The sequence below is a fragment of the Nocardia blacklockiae genome, from assembly GCF_015477355.1.
Lineage (GTDB): Bacteria > Actinomycetota > Actinomycetes > Mycobacteriales > Mycobacteriaceae > Nocardia > Nocardia blacklockiae.
This window is the reverse complement of the sequence record NZ_JADLRJ010000005.1, coordinates 559,936-578,913: the sequence shown is the minus strand read 5'-3', so window position 1 is coordinate 578,913 and position 18,978 is coordinate 559,936. Positions and strand designations below refer to the sequence as shown.

General features: G+C 70.8%; 20 protein-coding genes. 6 read left to right on the top strand and 14 right to left on the bottom strand.

What is annotated here, in order from left to right; genetic code table 11:
• Positions 1 to 75: 75 nt before the first annotated feature.
• The 4 genes from IU476_RS18920 to lysX form a co-directional block, all read right to left on the bottom strand.
• Positions 76 to 429, bottom strand: coding sequence for a hypothetical protein (locus IU476_RS18920; protein ID WP_195101835.1), 354 nt, complete (start codon positions 427 to 429; stop codon positions 76 to 78).
• Positions 430 to 642: 213 nt separating this feature from the next.
• The gene (locus IU476_RS18915) at positions 643 to 999 is read right to left on the bottom strand and encodes a hypothetical protein (protein WP_195101833.1); all 357 of its coding nucleotides are present in this window, start codon (positions 997 to 999) and stop codon (positions 643 to 645) included.
• Positions 1,000 to 1,108: 109 nt separating this feature from the next.
• Positions 1,109 to 1,741, bottom strand: coding sequence for a histidine phosphatase family protein (locus IU476_RS18910; RefSeq protein WP_195101831.1), 633 nt, complete (start codon positions 1,739 to 1,741; stop codon positions 1,109 to 1,111).
• A 75-nt stretch (positions 1,742 to 1,816) separates the two neighbouring features.
• Entirely contained in the window at positions 1,817 to 5,137 is a 3,321-nt protein-coding gene (lysX, locus tag IU476_RS18905; protein WP_438944030.1) for a bifunctional lysylphosphatidylglycerol synthetase/lysine--tRNA ligase LysX, read from the bottom strand.
• A gap of 108 nt (positions 5,138 to 5,245) precedes the next feature.
• Here lysX and IU476_RS18900 point away from each other — a divergent pair, with 108 nt between their 5' ends.
• Positions 5,246 to 5,467 (top strand): RNA-binding S4 domain-containing protein, encoded by a 222-nt coding sequence (locus IU476_RS18900; protein ID WP_195101827.1) that lies wholly within the window; start codon positions 5,246 to 5,248, stop codon positions 5,465 to 5,467.
• 46 nt (positions 5,468 to 5,513) lie between these two features.
• Here the strand turns inward: IU476_RS18900 and rraA are convergent, their stop codons facing one another.
• From rraA to IU476_RS18870, 6 genes are all read right to left on the bottom strand, one after another.
• On the bottom strand, positions 5,514 to 6,002 hold the full coding sequence (gene rraA, locus IU476_RS18895) for a ribonuclease E activity regulator RraA (RefSeq protein ID WP_195101826.1): 489 nt from the start codon (positions 6,000 to 6,002) through the stop codon (positions 5,514 to 5,516).
• A 99-nt stretch (positions 6,003 to 6,101) separates the two neighbouring features.
• Entirely contained in the window at positions 6,102 to 7,043 is a 942-nt protein-coding gene (locus tag IU476_RS18890; protein WP_195101825.1) for a CopD family protein, read from the bottom strand.
• Positions 7,040 to 7,576 carry a copper resistance CopC family protein gene (locus tag IU476_RS18885; protein ID WP_438944037.1) on the bottom strand — a complete coding sequence of 179 codons (537 nt, stop codon included), beginning with the start codon at positions 7,574 to 7,576 and terminating at the stop codon, positions 7,040 to 7,042. The genes IU476_RS18890 and IU476_RS18885 overlap by 4 nt, the downstream gene beginning before the upstream one ends.
• Entirely contained in the window at positions 7,576 to 8,229 is a 654-nt protein-coding gene (locus tag IU476_RS18880) for a YcnI family protein (RefSeq protein ID WP_195101823.1), read from the bottom strand. Before IU476_RS18880 ends, IU476_RS18885 begins: the two co-directional genes overlap by 1 nt.
• Before the next feature lie 39 nt (positions 8,230 to 8,268).
• Positions 8,269 to 8,895, bottom strand: coding sequence for a hypothetical protein (locus IU476_RS18875; protein ID WP_228823828.1), 627 nt, complete (start codon positions 8,893 to 8,895; stop codon positions 8,269 to 8,271).
• A gap of 15 nt (positions 8,896 to 8,910) precedes the next feature.
• A complete protein-coding gene (locus IU476_RS18870; protein ID WP_195101822.1) occupies positions 8,911 to 9,552 on the bottom strand; it encodes a DUF6474 family protein in 642 nt (213 codons plus the stop codon).
• 190 nt (positions 9,553 to 9,742) lie between these two features.
• Between IU476_RS18870 and IU476_RS18865 the strand changes: the two genes are divergently transcribed.
• The 4 genes from IU476_RS18865 to IU476_RS18850 all read left to right on the top strand — a co-directional run bounded on the left by IU476_RS18865 (position 9,743) and on the right by IU476_RS18850 (position 14,759).
• Positions 9,743 to 11,578, top strand: a complete 1,836-nt coding sequence (locus IU476_RS18865) for a TM0106 family RecB-like putative nuclease (protein WP_438944029.1) — start codon at positions 9,743 to 9,745, stop codon at positions 11,576 to 11,578.
• A 9-nt stretch (positions 11,579 to 11,587) separates the two neighbouring features.
• Positions 11,588 to 13,549, top strand: coding sequence for a molecular chaperone HtpG (gene htpG, locus IU476_RS18860; RefSeq protein ID WP_195101821.1), 1,962 nt, complete (start codon positions 11,588 to 11,590; stop codon positions 13,547 to 13,549).
• 249 nt (positions 13,550 to 13,798) lie between these two features.
• Positions 13,799 to 13,999, top strand: coding sequence for a cold-shock protein (locus tag IU476_RS18855; RefSeq protein ID WP_024801330.1), 201 nt, complete (start codon positions 13,799 to 13,801; stop codon positions 13,997 to 13,999).
• A 94-nt stretch (positions 14,000 to 14,093) separates the two neighbouring features.
• A complete protein-coding gene (locus IU476_RS18850; RefSeq protein ID WP_195101819.1) occupies positions 14,094 to 14,759 on the top strand; it encodes a DUF1361 domain-containing protein in 666 nt (221 codons plus the stop codon).
• 82 nt (positions 14,760 to 14,841) lie between these two features.
• Here the strand turns inward: IU476_RS18850 and IU476_RS18845 are convergent, their stop codons facing one another.
• Positions 14,842 to 15,609 (bottom strand): SDR family NAD(P)-dependent oxidoreductase, encoded by a 768-nt coding sequence (locus IU476_RS18845; RefSeq protein ID WP_195101817.1) that lies wholly within the window; start codon positions 15,607 to 15,609, stop codon positions 14,842 to 14,844.
• 144 nt (positions 15,610 to 15,753) lie between these two features.
• On the opposite strand from IU476_RS18845, the gene IU476_RS18840 reads away from it, so the two are divergent.
• Entirely contained in the window at positions 15,754 to 16,431 is a 678-nt protein-coding gene (locus tag IU476_RS18840; RefSeq protein WP_195101815.1) for a TetR/AcrR family transcriptional regulator, read from the top strand.
• Positions 16,432 to 16,441: 10 nt separating this feature from the next.
• Here the strand turns inward: IU476_RS18840 and IU476_RS18835 are convergent, their stop codons facing one another.
• The 3 genes from IU476_RS18835 to IU476_RS18825 form a co-directional block, all read right to left on the bottom strand.
• A complete protein-coding gene (locus IU476_RS18835) occupies positions 16,442 to 17,161 on the bottom strand; it encodes a TMEM165/GDT1 family protein (RefSeq protein WP_195101813.1) in 720 nt (239 codons plus the stop codon).
• A 361-nt stretch (positions 17,162 to 17,522) separates the two neighbouring features.
• Entirely contained in the window at positions 17,523 to 18,050 is a 528-nt protein-coding gene (locus IU476_RS18830) for a peptidase (protein ID WP_195101811.1), read from the bottom strand.
• 200 nt (positions 18,051 to 18,250) lie between these two features.
• Positions 18,251 to 18,874 (bottom strand): superoxide dismutase, encoded by a 624-nt coding sequence (locus IU476_RS18825; protein ID WP_195101809.1) that lies wholly within the window; start codon positions 18,872 to 18,874, stop codon positions 18,251 to 18,253.
• Positions 18,875 to 18,978: the final 104 nt, after the last annotated feature.

Genomic DNA, 18,978 nt, shown 5'->3' with positions numbered 1-18,978 from the left:
GCGGCCCGGCAACGGGTTTCGTGAAGTTTCGAGGGCCGCTCCCCACGGGGAGCGGCCCTCGGTCGTTGTGGGTAGCTACCCCGCCGAGCCGGTGGAGGGGAGCTGGAAGCCCGGGAACGGGCTCGGGTTCTGGTTCGGGGCGTCGGGGCGGCGGTTGTCGCCGTCGGGGCCGCGCTGGTCGTCGCCGCGGTGATCGCCGTCCCGGCGGTCGCCGTCGTCGCGGTGGTCCTGATCGCCTTGCGGGCGCTGGCCGTCCGGCTGCCAGGCGATCGAGGTGGCGCTCACGTCCGAGTCGGTGGTGGCGGCGAAGGCCGGGACGGCGACGGCCGTCAGGGAGACGGCGGCCAGCGCGCCGGCGGCGGCCACGCGGATCACCCGGCGGCGGGCGCGGTTCGGCTTGGTGGACGAGGTGTTCGCGGTGTTCGACAACGCAATCCCTTTCTGTCGGAAGATGAATCGCCGCGGTCGGCGTTCATGGTTCCCATCCAAGTCGCGGTGGCTGGGACCGGAATGCGATCAGGCTGGCAACCCTCTGGGAACGGAAAGTGGTGCGTGGGCAACTCGTCGGCGCACGTCGAGGGTCGGTAGACGACACGAGGGCCACTCTTCGGGAGTGGCCCTCGTGTCGAAGGGTTCTGTCGATCAGCCGAAGGAACCGGTGGGCGGCAGCGGCGGGCCGTCGGGACCCGGGTGGAACGGACCGGGACCGCCGGGGAACCCGGGACCGCCCGGGAAACCGGGGCCGCCGGGACCACCCGGACCGCCGGGACCGCCCTGCCACGGGCCGTCGCCCGGTCCGTGGCGGTGGTGGTCGCCGTCGCCGTGGTGCTGCGGCCAGTCGACGTCACCGGCGGCGGGCGCGTCGGCGAAGGCCGGGACCGCGACGGCGGCGATCGGCACCGCGGCCAGCGCGCCGGCGACGGCGAGGCGGGCCACCGTGCGGCGCGGGCGAGTGGACTTCCTGGTTGAGAGCAACGGAATGCCTTTCTCTAGGAACATGAGCCGCCTCGATCGCGCGGCTCACGAAGCCCCATGGAACGATCCGTCACTGAGACCGGTATCCGACCGGGCTGGCAGTCTCCTGGGAATCCCGGGAGTTTCCTGGGAGTCAGGCGCCGCCGGGAAGATTGCGGGGGAGCAGGTCCCACACGTGCCCGTTCTCGTTGATGGTGGCCGCGGTGCGGGTACCGGTGCGCGAGTACAGGATTCGAGTGATCGAACAATAGTCGATCGGGAAGGTGAGCGGGCGGTCCAGGCCGAGCACGTCCTGTAGCAGCACGTTGATCACGCCGCCGTGCGCGAAGACCACCACGGTGTCGGTTCGGCCCGCGGCCGTGACGAGGTCGTCGAAGGAGGTGAGCACGCGGCGGACGAACGCCGGGCCGTCGATCTGCTCGGGCAGATAGCCGGCCTTGATGCGGTCGTAGGTGGCCTGGAATTCCCGGCGCGCGTCCTCGATGGGGATGTACACCGGCAGGTCGCGGTCGTACTCGGCGAGGTCGTCGACGGTCTCCACCGGGAGCCCGAGCTTCTCCGCGGTCGGCACGGCCGTGGCCCGGGCACGGCGCTGCGGACTACTGACCACCCGGGTGACCCGGTGCGGCCCGCCCTCCAGCCGCGCCAGCACATCCGGCACCCGCGCCGCCTGCTCGGACCCCAGTTCCGTGAGCTCCGGATCGGCCGGTCCGGAGGTGGTGAACACCCGCTCCGGCTGCGCATGACGTACGAGAACCAACTGCACGCACCTCACTCTGCCGTACCGCCCACGCCTGCCACTCCCCGGCACCCGGCTTCTGCCGGAAGGTAGGGCACTTGCTCAGGTGCGTGGTTTCACCAAAGGGAAGGGCAGAGTTTCGCGGATGCTGCGGCCGGTGATCAGCATGACCACCCGGTCCACGCCGACGCCCAGCCCGCCGGTCGGCGGCATCGCGAATTCCAGGGCCTGCAGGAAGTCCTCGTCCAGTTCCATCGCCTCCGGGTCGCCGCCCGCGGCCAGCAGCGACTGTTCGGTGAGGCGGCGGCGCTGTTCGATCGGATTGGTCAGCTCGCTGTAGGCGGTGCCCAGTTCCACGCCCCAGGCCACCAGGTCCCAGCGCTCCGCCACGCCGGGAATGCTGCGGTGGGCGCGGGTCAGCGGCGACACCGAGGTGGGGAAGTCGATGTAGAAGGTCGGTTCCTCGGTGCGGTTCTCCACCAGGTGCTCGTACATCTCCAGCACGATCTGCCCGGCGTCCCAACCGAACTGGTAGGGCACGTCGGCCTTGTCGCAGAGCGTGCGCAGCCGCTCCACCTCGGTGTCGGGGCCGATCGTCTCGCCGAGGGCCGCCGAGATCGCGCCGTGCACGGTCTGCACCGGCCAGTCGCCGGAGATGTCGACCTCGGTCAGCGTGCCGTCCGGATTGTGCCGCAGCGCGACGCACCGGCCGTTGGCGGCCACGGCCGCCTCCTGGATGAGCTGGCGGCAGGCGTGCATCATCCGCTCGTAGTCGCTGTGCGCCTCGTAGGCCTCGAGAATGGTGAACTCCGGGTTGTGGCTGTAGTCCACACCCTCGTTGCGGAACACCCGGCCCAGCTCGAACACCTTCTCCATACCGCCGACGCACAGCCGCTTGAGATACAGCTCCGGCGCGATGCGCAGATACAGGTCCAGGTCGTAGGCGTTGATGTGGGTGGCGAACGGCGTGGCGTTGGCGCCGCCGTGCACCTGCTGCAGCACGGGCGTCTCCACCTCGAGAAAACCCCAGCCGCTCAAGGTGTCCCGCAGCGAGCGGACCACCGCGCTGCGCTTGGCCAGCAGCTCGCGGGCCTCGGTGTTGATCGCCATGTCGACGTAGCGCTGCCGCACCCGCGCCTCGGCATCGGCGAGGCCCTTCCACTTGTCCGGCAGCGGGTGCAGGCACTTGCCGATCATCCGCCAGTCCTGCGCCAGCAGCGACAGCTCGCCGCGGCGGCTGTGCCCGACCTGGCCACTGACCTCGATCAGGTCACCGAGATCGAAGTACTGGTCGAAGTCGGCGGACCGGTCGGCGCCCACCCGGCCGCGGTCGATGACCAGCTGGATGTCGGCGGACCAGTCGCGCAGCACCGCGAAGATCACCCCGCCGTAGTCGCGAATCCGCAAGAGCCGCCCGCACACTCGCACCGTGGTGCCCTTGGGGGAGCGCCGGGCCGCGGCCACGGTGTGGGTCGGGGGATAGGCGACCGGATAGACGTCCACGCCCGCGGCCTCCAGCCGCCGGACCTTGTCCATCCGCACCCGCACCTGCTCGGGCCGGCGCGCCGCGGCCTGCTCGAGTTCGGCGGGCGGCGGCTCCGGCGCGCTGCCGTCGGGACGCAGGCCGGTGATCGTGGCGGGCACGGCCGGGCGCAGGCCGGTGTGCGCGGTGGCGTCGGGCTGCTTGCCGAACCGCGGCAGGAACCCTTCGGCCAGCGCGCTGGCCATCGCCACCCGGGGCAGCTGGCGGCGGTCCTCGAACAGGAAGAACCGCGGCACCCACTGCGGCTGGTACTTCACGTTCGACCGGTACAGCGCCTCGAGCTGCCACCAGCGCGAGAAGAACATCAGCACGCTGCGCCACAACCGCAGCACCGGCCCCGCGCCGATGCGCCCGCCCTCCTCGAACACCGACCGGAACACCGCGAAGTTCAGCGACACCCGGGTGATGCCGTACCGGCTCGAACTCAGCGCCAGCTGCGAGATCATCAGCTCCATGATCCCGTTGGGGCCCTTGGGATCCCGTCGCATCACGTCCAGCGAGACGCCCGTGCGGCCCCACGGCACCAGCGACAGCATGCCCAGCACGCGGCCCTGCGCGTCCACCGCCTCGACCAGCAGGCAGTCGCCGTCGAGCGGGTCGCCGAGGCGGCCCAGCGCCATCGAGAAGCCGCGCTCGGTCTCGGTGTCGCGCCAGGTGTCGGCGCGGGCGATCATCTGCTGGGTCTCGTCGGGCGTGAGCTCGCTGTGCCGCCGGAACCGGACCGTGAAGCCGTGTTTCAGGAGGCGGTTGGCGGCCTGGCGGACCTGCTTCATCTCCGGCCCGGCCAGCGAGAACGAGCGGGTGTCGAGGATCGCCTCGTCGCCCAGCCGCAGCGCCGACAGCCCGGCCCGGCGGTAGGCCGTCGCGCCCTGCTCGCCGGCGCCCATCACCGCGGGGGCCCAGCCGTACCGGTCGGCCAGCCGCAGCCAGGCGTCGATCGCCTGCGGCCACGCCTCCCGCACGCCGATCGGGTCGCCCGAGGCGAGGCACACGCCCCACTCCACGCGATAGGTGATCGCCGCCTTGCCGCTCGGCGCGAAGACCACCGCCTTGTCGCGGCGAGTCGCGAAGTAGCCCAGGGAATCCTCGACGTCCGCGCGCTCCAGCAGGCCGCGCAGGGCCGACTCGTCCGGTCCGGTCATGGCGTTCTCGGCGCGCTGCGAACGGAACAGCACGATCACCGCCGTCATCAACGCGACGAAGCCGAAGAAGCCGAGCGCCAGGTTGACCAGGTGCGGTGGGTGACCGTCGAAGTTGTCGTTGCTGACCAGGATCGTTGCGGTCACCCGGGACACGGCCCACAGCGGGCGCTCGGCCCCGCGCGGGAGACTGCCCGGGAACAACTCCACCAGACCCCAGCCGATCAGGCAGCCCAGCGCCAGCCCGCCCGCCAGCACGCCTAGCGCCCGCCACACCGCACCCCGGCGGACCTGGGTGTAGAACTCCGACCAGGCGGCGATCAGCAGGCCGATCACCAGCGCGTGCACCACCAGCGCGACCAGGTCGTGGATATTGCCCTCGTCGGCGAACTCGAGCGCGTTGGCCAGCGCCAGCAGCGCCATGTACACCACCAGCAGCCACCACGCGATGCGCTTGCGGCTGGCCGTGGCGCCGGCGAGCAGGCCGACGATCAGGGCCCACACCAGGCTGGTGTCGGGCGCGTCGAAGTAGTAGGCGTCCAGATAGCGACGGGGAACCTGGGTGATGAAACGCAGGCCGGGGGAGATGCTCCACAGGCCGCACAGGACGGCGAAGACGCCCAGGACGAGTCCCACGATGTGGGGCACCTCGCGCAACCGCCCGTGCCCGCGATGCGGCACCTCCGGCGACCGCGGTCTGTGCTCGGTGTCCTGGTGTTGCCGGTCCTGCGTCGAAGTCACCGAATCAGTGTGAATGTTGACCGGGCTCGTGCACAGAACGTAAGTGGGCATGTCCGTGCCGCAGGGCCGGGATGCGGCCGACCGGCGCGTCCGGGTAATGATGTAGGCATGTCGGATCCCGTCGATGTGCCGATCGATGACCATGTCATTCGACTCGGGCAGTTCCTGAAGCTGGCCAACCTCATCGAGAGCGGTTCGGAGGCGAAGACGGTGATCGCCGCCGGGTTGGTCCGCGTGAACGACGAGGTCGAGCTACGCCGGGGACGGCAGCTACACGCGGGCGACGTGGTCGCGATGGCGGGCCACCAGGTCCGCGTCGTCGACGCGTGACGCAACTGCGACAACGGCTCGGGTGCGCCGCGGTAGCTCGGTGCGCTCAGTCCTCGGCGCGCACCACGATGCCGTCGGCGTCGCTGTAGAGCATCTCGCCCGGGACGAAGGTGACGCCGCCGAATTCCACCGGCACGTCGCGTTCGCCCGCGCCGGTCTGGGTGCTCTTGCGCGGGTTGGTGCCCAGCGCCTTCAGGCCGATGTCGAGGGTGCGCAGGATCGCCGAGTCCCGCACCGCGCCGTTGACGACGACGCCGGACCAGCCGTTGTCCACACCGCGCCCGGCGATGATGTCGCCGACGAGCGCGGTGTGCACGCTGGCCCCGCCGTCCACCACCAGCACCCGGCCCGCGCCGGGTTCGCTCAGCGTCTGCTTGACCAGCAGGTTGTCCTGGAAGCACCGGATGGTGACGATGCGCCCGGCGAAGGCCTCCCGCCCGCCGAACCGGATGAACTGGGTATCGCAGCTGCGGATGTCGGGGCCGATCTCGTCGGCCAGGTCGGCTGTCGCGACGGTGTTCGCTGATTCGGTCACGACTGCCAGCTTGCCACGGCGCGTCGCGGCGTTTCCCGAGGCCTCGGCCGTGCGGGAGCCGAGCGGGTCACCGGCGCGCCGCGGCAGGCCGGCCGCCGGTCAGGCGGTGACGGCCAGCGTGGCCGCCAGCCCGAACACCACGGCCATCGCCACCACCTCGAAAATCGCTCGGCGCAGCGAGGATTCGGCCGTCATGCGGTGCTCGCCCGCGCGCGGCACCCAGTGCCGCCGCCACCACCAGCCGAGCGCGAGCAGCCCGGCCAGCAGCACCGTCTTGGCCAGCAGGACGCGGCCGTACCCGGTGTCGAGCAGCGGCGTCAGCCCGCCCAGCCGGATCAGGCCGTTGCTCACGCCGGTCACCGTGACGGCCGCGAGGGCCGGCAGCGCCCACGCCGAATAGCGCGGCAGCAGCAGCGCCCACTCGCCGCGCGTGCGGACCACCAGCGCCAGCGCGAGCAGCAGCCCGAACCAGACCGCGGCGGCCAGCGCGTGGCCCGCCGCCAGCACCGAGCCGAACGCTTGCTGCGACATGTGCCCGGTGATCGGCCGCAGTACCAGCGCCACCGCCGCGAACACCAGCACCAGGTCGGTGGTCGCGTGCCGCGGCCGGCGGAAGGCCAGCGCGCAGTAGCCGGTGACGGCGCAGGTGCCGATCAGGATTGCGATGCCGACCTGGCCGCCGCTGATGTGGGTCAGGTAGTCGCCGAACTGCCCGAGCCGCAGGCGCAGCAGTGGGACACCGACCACCTGGGCGGCCTCGCAGCCGAGCACCGCGAATTCCGTTGCGGTCCACAGCCCGCCGAGCCCGGCCAGCAGTCGCCACGACGGCCGCACGCGGTCGTGCAGCCGCGGCAGCGCGGCCAGTCCCAGCACCGTCGCGCCGGCGCAGTCGGCCAGCGCCCGCACCGGCGCCTCGGACTGCACCGGATCGGGCGCGGCCAGCGCCCACGCCAGCGCCGCGCCGAGCAGCGCGGCGGGGACGACCAGCAGCAGCGCCGCCCGCAGGGCGGTCGGTCCGCCGCCGGTCGCCGCGGTGCTCACGACTGCTTGCGGGCGCTTCCGCGGCCGAGCAGCACCACCGCCAGCACACCGCCCAGGATCACGACCGCGGCCACGATGAACACCCACACCGGGATCCCGCCGGAGTCGCCGTCACCGGAGTCGGCGGCCGCCCCGGCCTTCGGTCCCGGCGTGCCGTGGCCCGGCGCGGTGAGGGTGAAGGTGCGGGTGCCGCTCACCGGGTGGCCGTCGGCGGAGGTCACGCGGTAGGCGACGGTGTACTGCCCGGCCGGTCCGAGCTCGCCGACCTCGACGCTCACCGACGGACCCGACACCTCGGGTTGGCCCTTGTCCCAACGGTTTCCATCCGGGCCCACCACCGTCAGCGACGGGAAGCTCGGTTGCAGGTTCTCGTTGAACGTGACGCTGACCCGAGCCGGGCCGGTGGCGAGCTGCGCGCCGTCGGCGGGGTCGGTGGCGATCACCGCGGAGTGCGCGGCAGCCGGTCCGGCGGTGAGCGCGGCGAGTCCGCCGAGCACCAGCGCGGCCGTGAGACCGGCGAGCAGTCGCCGGATCACGAGCGCCGTCCCCGCACCAGCGCGGCCAGGCCGAGCAGCGCGCCGACCGCGCCGAGGGCCAGGCCGAGGCCGCCGAGCCAGCGGGCCGTGCCGTCGGTCTCGTGTTCGTCGGTGTCGTGGTCTTCGGCGGCCACGCTGTGGTCGTCCCCGGAACCGCCTGCGGCCAGGGTGATCTCGGGCGCGGGATGCTCCGGCTCCGCGCCGTCCGGGCCCATCGGCTGGTTCCAGTCGACGACCTTGCCGTCGCTGTAGGTCTGGGCGGCCGGGAAACTCACCGATTCCTGTTGCGGCAGTGGGCCGACGGCCAGCACGAAGCGTTCGAACTGGGTCGCGCTCACGCCGGGATTGCCGGGGTCGGCGGTCCAGGTGACCGCGACGATCTGGTTCTGTTCGTTCTTATCGATCCGGGTGCTCCAGCCCGGCATCGGTTCGGTGCGTGCCGAACTCAGGCCGGGCAGCTTCACGGTGAGGCCGGTGGTGTTGGCGGTCGCCGATTCGGTCGGGACCCGGAAGGTGACGACGGCGTAGCCGCCCTGCTTCGCGCCGGGCGCGTCGGCGGTGACGTGGGCGGCGGCGGTGCCGGTGGCGAGCAGGGCCAGGCCGGCGGCGGCGCCGGTCGCGACGAGGGTGCGCGAGATCGCTGTGGACATGCGAGAACTTTCTCGGTCGGGGGGATGGGTGTCGGGGGCTCAGGCCGGCACCGGCGGCGCGCGCGGACCGAGCGCGCCGAGACGGAGAAAGCGATACGAGCGGGTCGCCGCGCCCTGCCAGCGGGGCGCGGACGCGACGGGAAGCGGGCTCGGGGAGCCGGTGATCGTCCGAACGGCTTGCGAGACAGCCCGATACAGCCGATCGGCGGCATGGATGAGCAGCGCGCCCAGCACGGCCGCACCGACGTGCGCGCACAGCATCCAGCCCGCGGGCAGGTGCACGCCCGCGACGAGCAGGTCCGCGGCATGGGCGGTGCCGCGCGCCGCCGCGCCGTGGTCGTGCCCGACGGACGCGGTCAGGACCGCGTGCCCGGCGAGCTGACCCCCGGCGAGCATCCCGAAAAGCCGCACCCGCCCGAGGTTTTCGGCACGCCCGGCCCCCGCGGCGACGCCGCACACCGTGGCGGCGAGCACCAGCAGTGTCAGCGCGGTCGAACCCGGCCGGCCACCCCCGGCGAGTCCGTGCGCCGCGACGGCCAGCACCGCGACCGCCGCACCCGTCAGCCCGCCGCGCACCTGCCCGGCGGAGACCACCCGCGGCCCGGCACCGGGCCCGGCGGGTGCGGGACCCAGCGGCCGGGATCGGGACGGACGGGGGTGGAGCATCGGAGGGGCTCGGACTCAGCGCACGCCGAGGCGGGCGAGGATGTCGGCCTCGAGGCCGGACAGCTCGTGGGAGATGGAGGTGTGCACCGCGCGGCGGCGCTGCGGCGGCATCTGCTCGGCGGTGCGGACCGCGGCGGCCAGGCTCGTCACGCGGTCGCGGGTGGTGGCGACGAACTTCGCGGCGTCGTCGTCCTTGCCGGCCTTGTTCGCGATCTCCGTCAGTGCCGCTTCGGCATTCGCGATCCGCGCCTGCAGTTTGGCGCCGTGCCCGCTGAAATCGCCGAGCTGATCGAGTCCGATGCCCAGCCGGTGCGCGCGGCGGGTGTCGAGCTGCCCGCGGATGAACGTGGCGGCGCGGTAGGCCAGCGGCGCCAGCACCGGCACCAGCACCCTGGCCACGCCCAGGTACTTCTTGACCTGCCCGGCGGTCAGCAGGTCGCGCTCGGCCTTCTCGGCGGTCTTGAGCGCGGCCTTCTCCTCCGCCTTCAGCGTGGCGATCTGCTGCTTGGCGACCTCGCGCTGGGCGCGGATCTCCGCGCGATTGCGCTTGCGCTCGTTGCGGGCGCCGAGCTTGGCCTCCAGGGCGGCCTTGTGCTTGAGGGCTTTCGCCTGGGCTTTGCGGTCCGCTCGCCCCTTGCGCTTGGTGAACAACCCCATCCCGAAGGCCTCCGTAATGCTGGTCCGCGCAGGCAGCCGTTACCTGCCGTGTCTTTCGATGCACACACAGTTTGCGCCAACCCTATCCGGTCGGGGCGCGCGCCTGCGAGGGCGCGCTGCGCGGCGGCGCCGGAGCCCCGCGACCAGTGCGGTTCGCGGGTCTGTCGGGGGTCTGGACCATACTGCTTACGTGTATTCGGGCAGCGGCGACCGGAATGGTCGCGATGACGACGGCGGGAGCACCGAGCGGCAGGCGGCCGCGGTGCCCGGCTCGCCCGCCGTCGGCGCGGCTGCCGACAGCGCGGGCCCGCGGGCGGTGGCGCCGCGCGCCGAGCGCGAGAACGATTCCGCCGCAAGCACTGTCGAGAACGTGCGCCCCGCCTATGTCGACGCGCGGGCACTGATCGGCTGCCGGCACCGGCTGCATCTGGAGGCCACCCATCCCGGCGTGCTCACGGGCGTGGTCGAGGACGCGGGCGTCAAGCAGCGGCGCGAGGCCGCGGCGGCGCATCGCGAGCGGGTCCGCGACACGCTGGTCGCCGCCGCGCCGGAGCGGTGGGTCGTCATCGATCCCGCGCTGCCGGCGGCGGAGCGCGCCGCGGCCACCCTGCGCGCGTGTGCCGAGGGCGCGCAACGCATCTGGGGCGCGCTGCTGCCACAGGAACCCGAGACGGGCCGCCGCGGCGGGTCGGAGATCCTGCTGCGCGATCTCGCCCGCGGCGGCTACTTCCCGGTGATCGTGGTGAACCACAAGGTCACCGATCCGCGCCAGCCGGACCCGGCCGATTTCCACCCCTTGACCTCCGACCTGTACCGCTGGGACCCGCAACCGGACCGGCACGTCCGCGTCCGCGCGCAGCCGCGCGACCAGCAGCGCCTGGTCCACCTGTACCGCATGCTGCAGCGCCACGGCCTGGCCAGCCCGGCCCTGGTCGGCGGCGCCATCGGTTACCACTTCGACCGCATCCTGGTGCACGACCTGGGCCCGCTGCTCGACGAGTACGACCGCCGCTACGCCGACCGGATCGCCGTGGTCCGCGGCGAGCTGCCGACCATCCCGTCCAAGGTGCCCGAGTGCCGCCGCTGCCCCTGGTGGAACCGCTCGGCCGATCCGGAGACGCCGAGCTGCGAGCGCTGGCTCACCGAACATCGCGATGTCAGCCTGGTCGCGCCCGGTTCGCGGGCCGAGCTGCTGCGCCGCCACGGCGTGCAGACCATCGAGGACCTGGCCGGCTGGACCGGCGACGACCCCGACGACTGGCAGTACGAGCCCTTCGCCGAGACGGTGGTCACCGCGCGCGCCTGGATGTCCGGCGCCCCGCTGGTCCGCCGCTTCGAGCAGGTGCGGGTGCGGCGCGCCGACGTGGAGGTCGACGTCGACCTGGAGAGCTACCAGGAGTACGGCGCCTACCTGTGGGGCACCCTGCTCGACGGCGTGTACCGCCCGTTCGTCACCTGGGACCCGCTGCCCACGGCCGACGAGGCCCGCTCGTTCGCCGAGTTCTGGGGCTGGCTGATGGATGTGCGCGCCGAGGCCGTCGCGGCCGGGAAAACCTTTGCCGCGTACTGCTATTCGCGCACCGCGGAGGACAAGTGGCTCTACGAGTCGGCGCGCCGGTTCGCGGGCATGCCGGGCATCCCCACCGAGGACGAGATCCGCGAATTCGTCGACGGCCCGCACTGGGTCGACATGTTCCAGGCGGTCTCCGAGCAGTTCATCTGCCCGAACGGCAAGGGCCTCAAGAAGATCGCCCCGGTGGCCGGTTTCTCCTGGCGCGACCCGGAGGCCGGCGGCGAGGCCTCGATGAGCTGGTACCGGCTCGCCGTCGGCTACGACGGCGCACCGGATCTCACCCAGCGCACCCGCCTGTTCGAGTACAACGAGGACGATGTGCGCGCCACCCTGGCCCTGCGCGAGTGGATGGCCCCGCGTCACCCCGGCGCGCCCGGCGCGGAGACCGAGGTCCCGGCCATGGCCGACTTCCGAGAACCCAGCCCCGTGCCGTCGCCCGCGCGGCCGTCGTAATATCTGCACGTGACTGAGCACGTCGAACAGCTGGAGTTTCAGGCCGAGACTCATCAGCTCCTGGAACTGATGATCCACTCGGTCTACTCGAACAAGGACACCTTCCTTCGCGAACTGATCTCGAACGCCTCCGACGCCCTGGACAAGCTGCGGCTGGAGTCGTTCCGGGACAAGGATCTGGAGGTCGACACCTCGGATCTGCACGTCGAGCTGGAGGTCGACAAGGAGAATCGGATCCTCACGGTCCGCGACAACGGCATCGGCATGTCGCGCGCCGAGGTGGTGGATCTGATCGGCACCCTGGCCAAGTCGGGCACCGCCGAGGTGCGCCGGCAGCTGCTGGAGGCCAAGAAGTCGCAGGCCGAGGCCGAGGAGTTGATCGGTCAGTTCGGCATCGGCTTCTACTCGACCTTCATGGTGGCCGACAAGGTCACCCTGACCACCCGCCGCGCCGGTGAGACGACGGCCACCCGGTGGGAGTCGGCCGCGGGCAGCTCCACCTACACCATCGAAACCCTGGACGAGGCGCCGCAGGGCACCGCGGTGTCGCTGCACCTCAAGCCCGCCGACGAGGAGGACCACCTCTTCGACTACACGCAGGAGTGGAAGCTCCGCGACATCGTCAAGAAGTACTCCGATTTCATCGCCTGGCCGATCCGCATGCAGGTGGAGCGGACCGTCACCGAGGGTGAGGGCGAGGACAAGCAGGAGCGGACGATCCTCGAGGATCAGACGCTCAACTCGCAGAAGGCGCTGTGGACGCGCCCGAAGAGCGAGGTGTCCGAGGAGGAGTACAAGGAGTTCTACAAGCACGTCTCGCACGCCTGGGACGATCCGCTGGAGATCATCCCGCTCAAGGCCGAGGGCACCTTCGAATACCAGGCGCTGCTGTTCATTCCGTCGCACGCGCCGTTCGATCTGTTCCAGCGCGACCATCAGCGCGGCGTGCAGCTCTACGTCCGGCGGGTGTTCATCATGGACAACTGCGAAGAGCTGATGCCGGAGTACCTGCGCTTCGTCAAGGGCGTGGTGGACGCGCAGGACCTGTCGCTCAACGTCTCTCGCGAGATCCTGCAGCAGGACCGGCAGATCCAGATGATCCGCAAGCGCCTGGTGCGCAAGGTCCTGTCCACGGTGAAGGATCTGCAGGGCGCCGAGGACAAGTCGAAGTACGAGACCTTCTGGAAGGAGTTCGGCCGCGTCCTCAAGGAGGGCCTGCTGTCGGACTTCGACAACCGCGAGACCATCCTGCAGGTCTCCTCCTTCGCGTCGACGCATTCCGACGAGCAGCCCACCACGCTCGCCGAGTACGTGGAGCGGATGAAGGACGGCCAGGACGCCATCTACTACATGACCGGCGAGTCCCGGCAGCAGATCGAGAACTCGCCGCACATGGAGGCGTTCAAGGCCAAGGGTCTCGAGGTGCTGGTCCTCACCGACCCGGTCGACGAGATGTGGGTCGGCGCGGTGCCGGAATTCGACGGCAAGCAGTTCCGGTCGATCGCCAAGGGCGAGGTCGACCTGGAGACCGAGGAGGAGAAGAAGGCCTCCGAGCAGCTGCGCGAACAGCAGGAGAAGGACTTCGGCGACGTGCTGAAGTGGCTGAAGGAGACGCTCAGCGACAGCGTCAAGGAGGTGCGGCTGTCCAGCCGCCTGACCACCTCCCCGGCGTGCGTCGTGGGTGACGTGTTCGATTTCACTCCGCAGCTGGAGCGCATGTACCGGGCCTCGGGCCAGGCGCTGCCGGAGACCAAGCGGATCCTCGAGCTCAACCCGAGTCATCCGCTGGTCACCGGCCTGCGCGACGCCTACGCCGAGAAGAAGGACGACGCCGAGGCGGGCAAGGCGGAGGATCTCGCACAGACCGCCGAATTGCTGTACGGCACGGCGGTTCTCGCCGAGGGCGGCGAGCTGAAGGATCCGGCACACTTCGCCCAGGTGCTGGCCGACCGGCTGACCCGCTCGCTGTAAACCGACCGACCGACCCGCGTGGAGCGGCTGTGACGCTGGTCATGGCCGCTCCCGGGGCCGGAACCTTTCCGGCTCCCATGCGTTACTGTTGTTGGTCGCATCTTTTATGTGTTCGTGTTCATCATGCTCGCGCGGAGCATTGTGCGGGCGTCGCTTCTCCTTGCCAGGCAAGTTGCAAGTCGCCGTCTGGATGCGACCCGGGTGCCGCGACCGCGGCGACCGGCAACAACCTATTCAGGAGAAGACAAGATGGTTCAGGGCACTGTGAAGTGGTTCAACGCGGAAAAGGGCTACGGCTTCATCGCTCATGAGGGCGGCCCCGACGTGTTCGTGCACTACTCGGAGATCGAGGGCAGCGGCTACCGCGGCCTCGACGAGGGCCAGCAGGTGAGCTTCGAGATCACCCAGGGCAAGAAGGGGCCGCAGGCCTCCGGCGTCCGCGCCCTGTAATTCGGGCGAATCAGCAAGGCCCACACCGGTTCGGTGTGGGCCTTCTGTCGTTCGGCGCTGGAGCCGTCGCCGTGCAGTACCCCATCATGGAGGTATGGACGTGCTCGATTCGGTGGGGGCGAGCCTGGTGCACGTGGCTCGTCGGGACCTCTTCTGGATGACCTGGAACACCGTCCTGGCGTGGGTCCCGGTGGCGCTGGCGCTGCTGGTGTTCCGCACGGGGCGCGGCGCCGGCACCGCGGCGCGCTCGCCGGTGTGGTGGGGCGGGCTGGTGCTGTTCGTGCTGTTCCTGCCCAACGCGCCGTATGTGGTGACCGATCTCGTGCACCTGCGCTACGACATCCACGCCGTGGGCGACGGCCCGGTGGTGACGACCGTGCTCCCGCTGTACACCGCGTTCATCGTCGCCGGTTTCCTGGCCTACTACCTGGCCCTGGCCGAGGTGGGCCGGTTCCTCGACGGCAGCGGGCTGGGCCGCTATCGGCTGCACGTGACGCTCGGCCTGCACCTGTCCTGTGCGGTCGGTATTTTCCTCGGCCGCTGGGCCCGGCTCAACAGCTGGGAGCCGGTGGTCCAGCCGCGCGGCACCTTCGACCGCATCCTGCTGGCCCTGAGCTGGTCCTGGGCGCCCGCCGCGATCGTCGTGCTCTTCCTGGTCACGGCCCTCGGCCACTTCGTCACCAAGGCCGTCGCCGAGGCCACTGTCGACACCACCCGCCGCGCCCTGATCCACCTCCGCCCCGCCTCGGACGCCTCCTGAAATCTGTTGCGCGGCAACGACGAAGGCCCGCACCGAAGTACGGCACGGGCCTCGTCTCTGGCCGTCTCGGAGTGACCCCGCGTCAGCGCGGCGCCATGCGGAGCGCGCCGTCCATGCGGAAGACCTCGCCGTTGAGGTAGTCGTGCTCGACGATGTACTGGGCCAGCTGGGCGTACTCGTCGGGGCGGCCCAGGCGGGAGGGGAACGGGACGCCGGCCTCGAGGCCCTTGCGGTACTCCTCGGTGACGCCGGCCAGCATCGGGGTGTCGATGATGCCGGGGGCGATGGTGTCGACCCGGATGCCGAACTGCGCCAGGTCGCGCGCGGCGGGGATGGTCATGCCGGCCACGCCGCCCTTGGACGCCGAGTAGGCGATCTGGCCGACCTGGCCCTCGAACGCCGCCACCGAGGCGGTGTTGATGACGACGCCGCGCTGGCCGTACTCGTCGACCGGCTCGGTCTTGGCGATGGCGTCGGCGGCCAGTCGCATCACGTTGAAGGTGCCGAGCAGGTTCACGGTGATGACCGTGCGGAACAGCTCCAGGTCGTGCGGGCCGTTCTTGGACAGGATCCGGCCGGCCCAGCCGACGCCGGCGCAGTTGACGACGATGCGCGGCGGCACGCCGGACTCGACCACCGTGGCGACCGCGGCCGCCACCTCGTCGCCGTCGGTCACGTCGGTCGGAATCAGGGTGACACCGGGCGGCACGCCGTCGCCGGCGCGTTCGATGGACTGCTGCAGGTCCAGCCCGAATACGGTGGCTCCCAGGTCGGCGAAGCGGGCGGCGGTCGCGGCGCCCAGGCCGGACGCAGCTCCGGTGATGATTGCGGCGGATCCCGAAATCTCCACGGTGTTATGGTCCTCTCGTCTGTGACGGCCCTTCACTGGCCTTCCGTCAATAAGCACCCTAACCGGCGGGTCGGTCGGATCGGCCGGGGGTGGCCGCCGAGCCGTTTGTGAACAGGGGTGTTCCCCGGTGCTACCGTCGTCGGTATGCCAGAGCCGGTCAGCACCGTTCGCCAGCTGCCCCGCGGTCGTCACGGCCTGCCCCGGGAAACGGTGGTCGCCGCACAGCGCGACCGCATCCTGACCGCGATGGCCGACGCGATGGCCGAGAACGGTTATGTCGGAACGTCCGTCGCCGCGATCATCAAGCGCGCCGGGGTGTCGCGGGAGACCTTCTACGAGCAGTTCCGTTCCAAAGAGGACTGTTTCGAGGCGGCCTACGAGCGCGCGGTTCACCTGTTGCTCGAACGGATCACGGAAACCGCACGGGCGCAGGCGGATTCGCCCGCGCCACTGGAAGAGCGGATGGACGTGCTGCTGACCGCCTACCTGGACGCGCTGACGAGCGAGTCCGCGTACGCCCGGGTGTATCTGGTCGAGGTGTACGCCGTGGGGCCGAAGGCCATCGCGCGCCGGGCGCTGCTGCAGGAGTCGTTCGTGGAGATGCTGGCCGACACCCTCGAGGCGCGCACCGAACCGCAGCGCTTCGCCTGCCAGACCCTGGTCGCCGCCCTGAGCGCCATGGTCACCACCCGCATCGCCGCCGACGACCCCGACGGCCTGCACGCCCTGCGCGCCCCGATGCTGGAACTCGTGCGCCGCAGCGGCGACCTGTTCGGCGCGGCCCCCGCCGCCGCCACCGAACCCGCCCTCTCACGCACCTGAGGGCTGCGCGTTACCGGTGGCTGTCGAGGGGGTCCGGTGTGGTGTGTTCGGCGGGTCGGGTGGTGCGGCGGCCGAGGGCCCACAGCGCGGCGAGGGCCAGCGCGGGGGTGAGTGCGGCAAGGGCCAGTTCGGGCGCGCGGCCGAGGTTCGGCAGCAGCGCCGAGAGCAGGGTGGCCGTGCCGATGTAGAGGAACAGCAGGCCCGACCCGAGGGCGATGGTGCGCTCGGGCAGGTGCTTGCCGACCGTGATGCCGATGCCGATGGCCAGGCCCCCGGCGGCGACCATGCCGAGCACCGAGCCCGTCCACACCGCGAGCCAGCTGTGGTTGGACGACAGGGCGACCGTGGCGAACATCGTGCGGTCGCCGAGCTCGGCCAGCAGGAAGGCCGAGACGACCACGAAGAAGGCCCGGCCCGGCGGCTGCGCGGCGGACTCGGCGGCCGGCTCGGACTCGGTGTTCTCGCGGCGCGCGTCGTACAGCGTCCACAGACCGACCGCGAGCAGGATGACGCCGGTGCACACCGCGATCAGTTCGGTGGGGAGCGCGGCGCCGAGGAAGTGCCCGACGCCGGCGGCGATCAGATTCACCGCGACGCTGGCCACGGTGATGCCGGCCAGCACGATCCACCACCGGTAGCGCAGCGCGAAGGTCAGCGCCATCAGCTGCGACTTGTCGCCGAGCTCGGCGAGGAACAGCACCCCGAAACTCAGCAATATCGTGGCGATCATGAAACGGCTCCCAGGTCTCCGGCCTGCCGGCCGAAGACGGAGCGCGCCCTCAGCCGACAACGCATCCGAATGCTCGGTTGGTCTGTTATCGGCCGAAGGTCTCGCCCACCGGCGCGCTGCCGGTTCACGTGTCCGGACCCTGCCCGGCGCGGTGCCGCGGCGTGGATCAGTATGTCGACCACGTGATTGGGGGCTACTCCCCTTCGCTGTGCAGAAGCCTACCCTAAGTTGCGCGGCGTCGCCAACACCCCGTCATCGAAAAGCCAATGCGCGCAATAAGTTTGGGGATCCACGTGGAAGGTTTCGGGTACCCGTTCGCGGACGGCAGCCGACCCTTTCGAGTGCGGCAGCCGACCCGTTCTCACGCCGCGAGCAGCATGGCCAGCACCGCGGTGTCGGGGTCGCTGTTGGGGTCCACGCCGACGCGGCTCACCATCGTGGTGACCGTGCCGTCCAGCTCCGTCTCCACCCACGCCGCGCGATGTTCCAGGCCCAGATGCGGCACGCCGGGCAGCAGCACGCACCCCGAGGCCGACGCCGCGCATTCCGGCAGCGACGGCCTGGTTTCCGACGGGGGATGCAGCATGAGCAGCGCGGGCGGGGCGTGCTCGGCGAAGCGGCCCGGCTCCACGGCCTCCTCGCCCAGCACCGGACCCTCGGCCAGTACGAGGCCCACGGTGCCCGGATCGGGATCGTCGGGCAGGTCCTCGCGGGCGCCGAAGACCGTGGTGGTGGACAGCAGGCCGGGAAGGCTCGCGACGCGCACGGCCAGCACGAGTAGTTGCGCCCACTCCTTGGTGGTGTCGGGCCAGCGGCCGCCGATGAGAAAGCCGCGGAGCAGGCCGCGGGCCTGGAAGGGCGTCACGAGGACCTGATCGTTGCTGCGCATCGCTGCCTCCCGAGGTCGAGACGGGGGCCGGCCGCTCGCCCTGCCGAGCGAGCCCGTCCATTGACTTGTGGGTACCCGAGAATGACGCAAACAATGTCTGGCACACAAGTACCAGAGAGTGCCAAATGCCTGGTAACAGCCCTGAAACATGGAATGGGCCCGCGAACCGTCCGGTTCGCGGGCCCACTCGCGGGGCGGACTCAGCCGAAGATGAGACCCTTGCCCTGCGCGACCGCCTTGGTGAAGCGCTCCTGCACGTCGGCCCAGTTGACGACGTTCCAGAAGGCCTTGACGTAGTCGGCCTTGACGTTCTTGTACTGCAGGTAGAAAGCGTGCTCCCACATGTCGACCTGCAGCAGCGGGATGATGCCCAGCGGCACGTTGGCCTGCTGGTCGTACAGCTGGAAGGTGAGCAGCTTCTGGCCCAGGGTGTCGTAACCCAGGACCGCCCAGCCCGAACCCTGCAGGCCGTTGGCGGCCGCGGTGAACTGGGCACGGAACTTGTCGAACGAACCGAACTGGTCGTCGATCGCGGCGGCCAGCTCGCCGACCGGCTTGTCGCCGCCGTTGGGGGAGAGGTTCTTCCACCAGATCGAGTGGTTGACGTGCCCACCCAGGTGGAAGGCCAGGTTCTTCTCGTGCAGGAAGATCGCGCCGTGATCCTCGGCCTCGCGCGCGGCTTCCAGCTTCTCGAGCGCCGTGTTCACGCCGGCGACGTAGGTCGCGTGGTGCTTGGAGTGATGCAGCTCGTTGATCTGCCCGGAGATGTGGGGCTCCAGGGCGCCGTAGTCGTAATCCAGATCTGGCAGCGTGTACTCAGCCACGATGTCCCTTCCTCATGATGTCGGGCCGTGTGCGCTCGGCGTGTTCCAGCGCACCCAACCATCATTCGTACACCCGCTCGGTTGCAACCGGGTTCCATGCCCCC

Bases quoted from the DNA above. Each gene is read 5' to 3' on its own strand.
- IU476_RS18915 (WP_195101833.1), bottom strand. From the start codon at position 999: ATGTTCCTAGAGAAAGGCATTCCGTTGCTCTCAACCAGGAAGTCCACT.
- IU476_RS18900 (WP_195101827.1), top strand. From the start codon at position 5,246: ATGTCGGATCCCGTCGATGTGCCGATCGATGACCATGTCATTCGACTC.
- IU476_RS18880 (WP_195101823.1), bottom strand. From the start codon at position 8,229: ATGTCCACAGCGATCTCGCGCACCCTCGTCGCGACCGGCGCCGCCGCC.
- IU476_RS18875 (WP_228823828.1), bottom strand. From the start codon at position 8,895: ATGCTCCACCCCCGTCCGTCCCGATCCCGGCCGCTGGGTCCCGCACCC.
- IU476_RS18870 (WP_195101822.1), bottom strand. From the start codon at position 9,552: ATGGGGTTGTTCACCAAGCGCAAGGGGCGAGCGGACCGCAAAGCCCAG.
- IU476_RS18855 (WP_024801330.1), top strand. From the start codon at position 13,799: ATGGTTCAGGGCACTGTGAAGTGGTTCAACGCGGAAAAGGGCTACGGC.
- IU476_RS18850 (WP_195101819.1), top strand. From the start codon at position 14,094: ATGGACGTGCTCGATTCGGTGGGGGCGAGCCTGGTGCACGTGGCTCGT.
- IU476_RS18840 (WP_195101815.1), top strand. From the start codon at position 15,754: ATGCCAGAGCCGGTCAGCACCGTTCGCCAGCTGCCCCGCGGTCGTCAC.
- IU476_RS18835 (WP_195101813.1), bottom strand. From the start codon at position 17,161: ATGATCGCCACGATATTGCTGAGTTTCGGGGTGCTGTTCCTCGCCGAG.
- IU476_RS18830 (WP_195101811.1), bottom strand. From the start codon at position 18,050: ATGCGCAGCAACGATCAGGTCCTCGTGACGCCCTTCCAGGCCCGCGGC.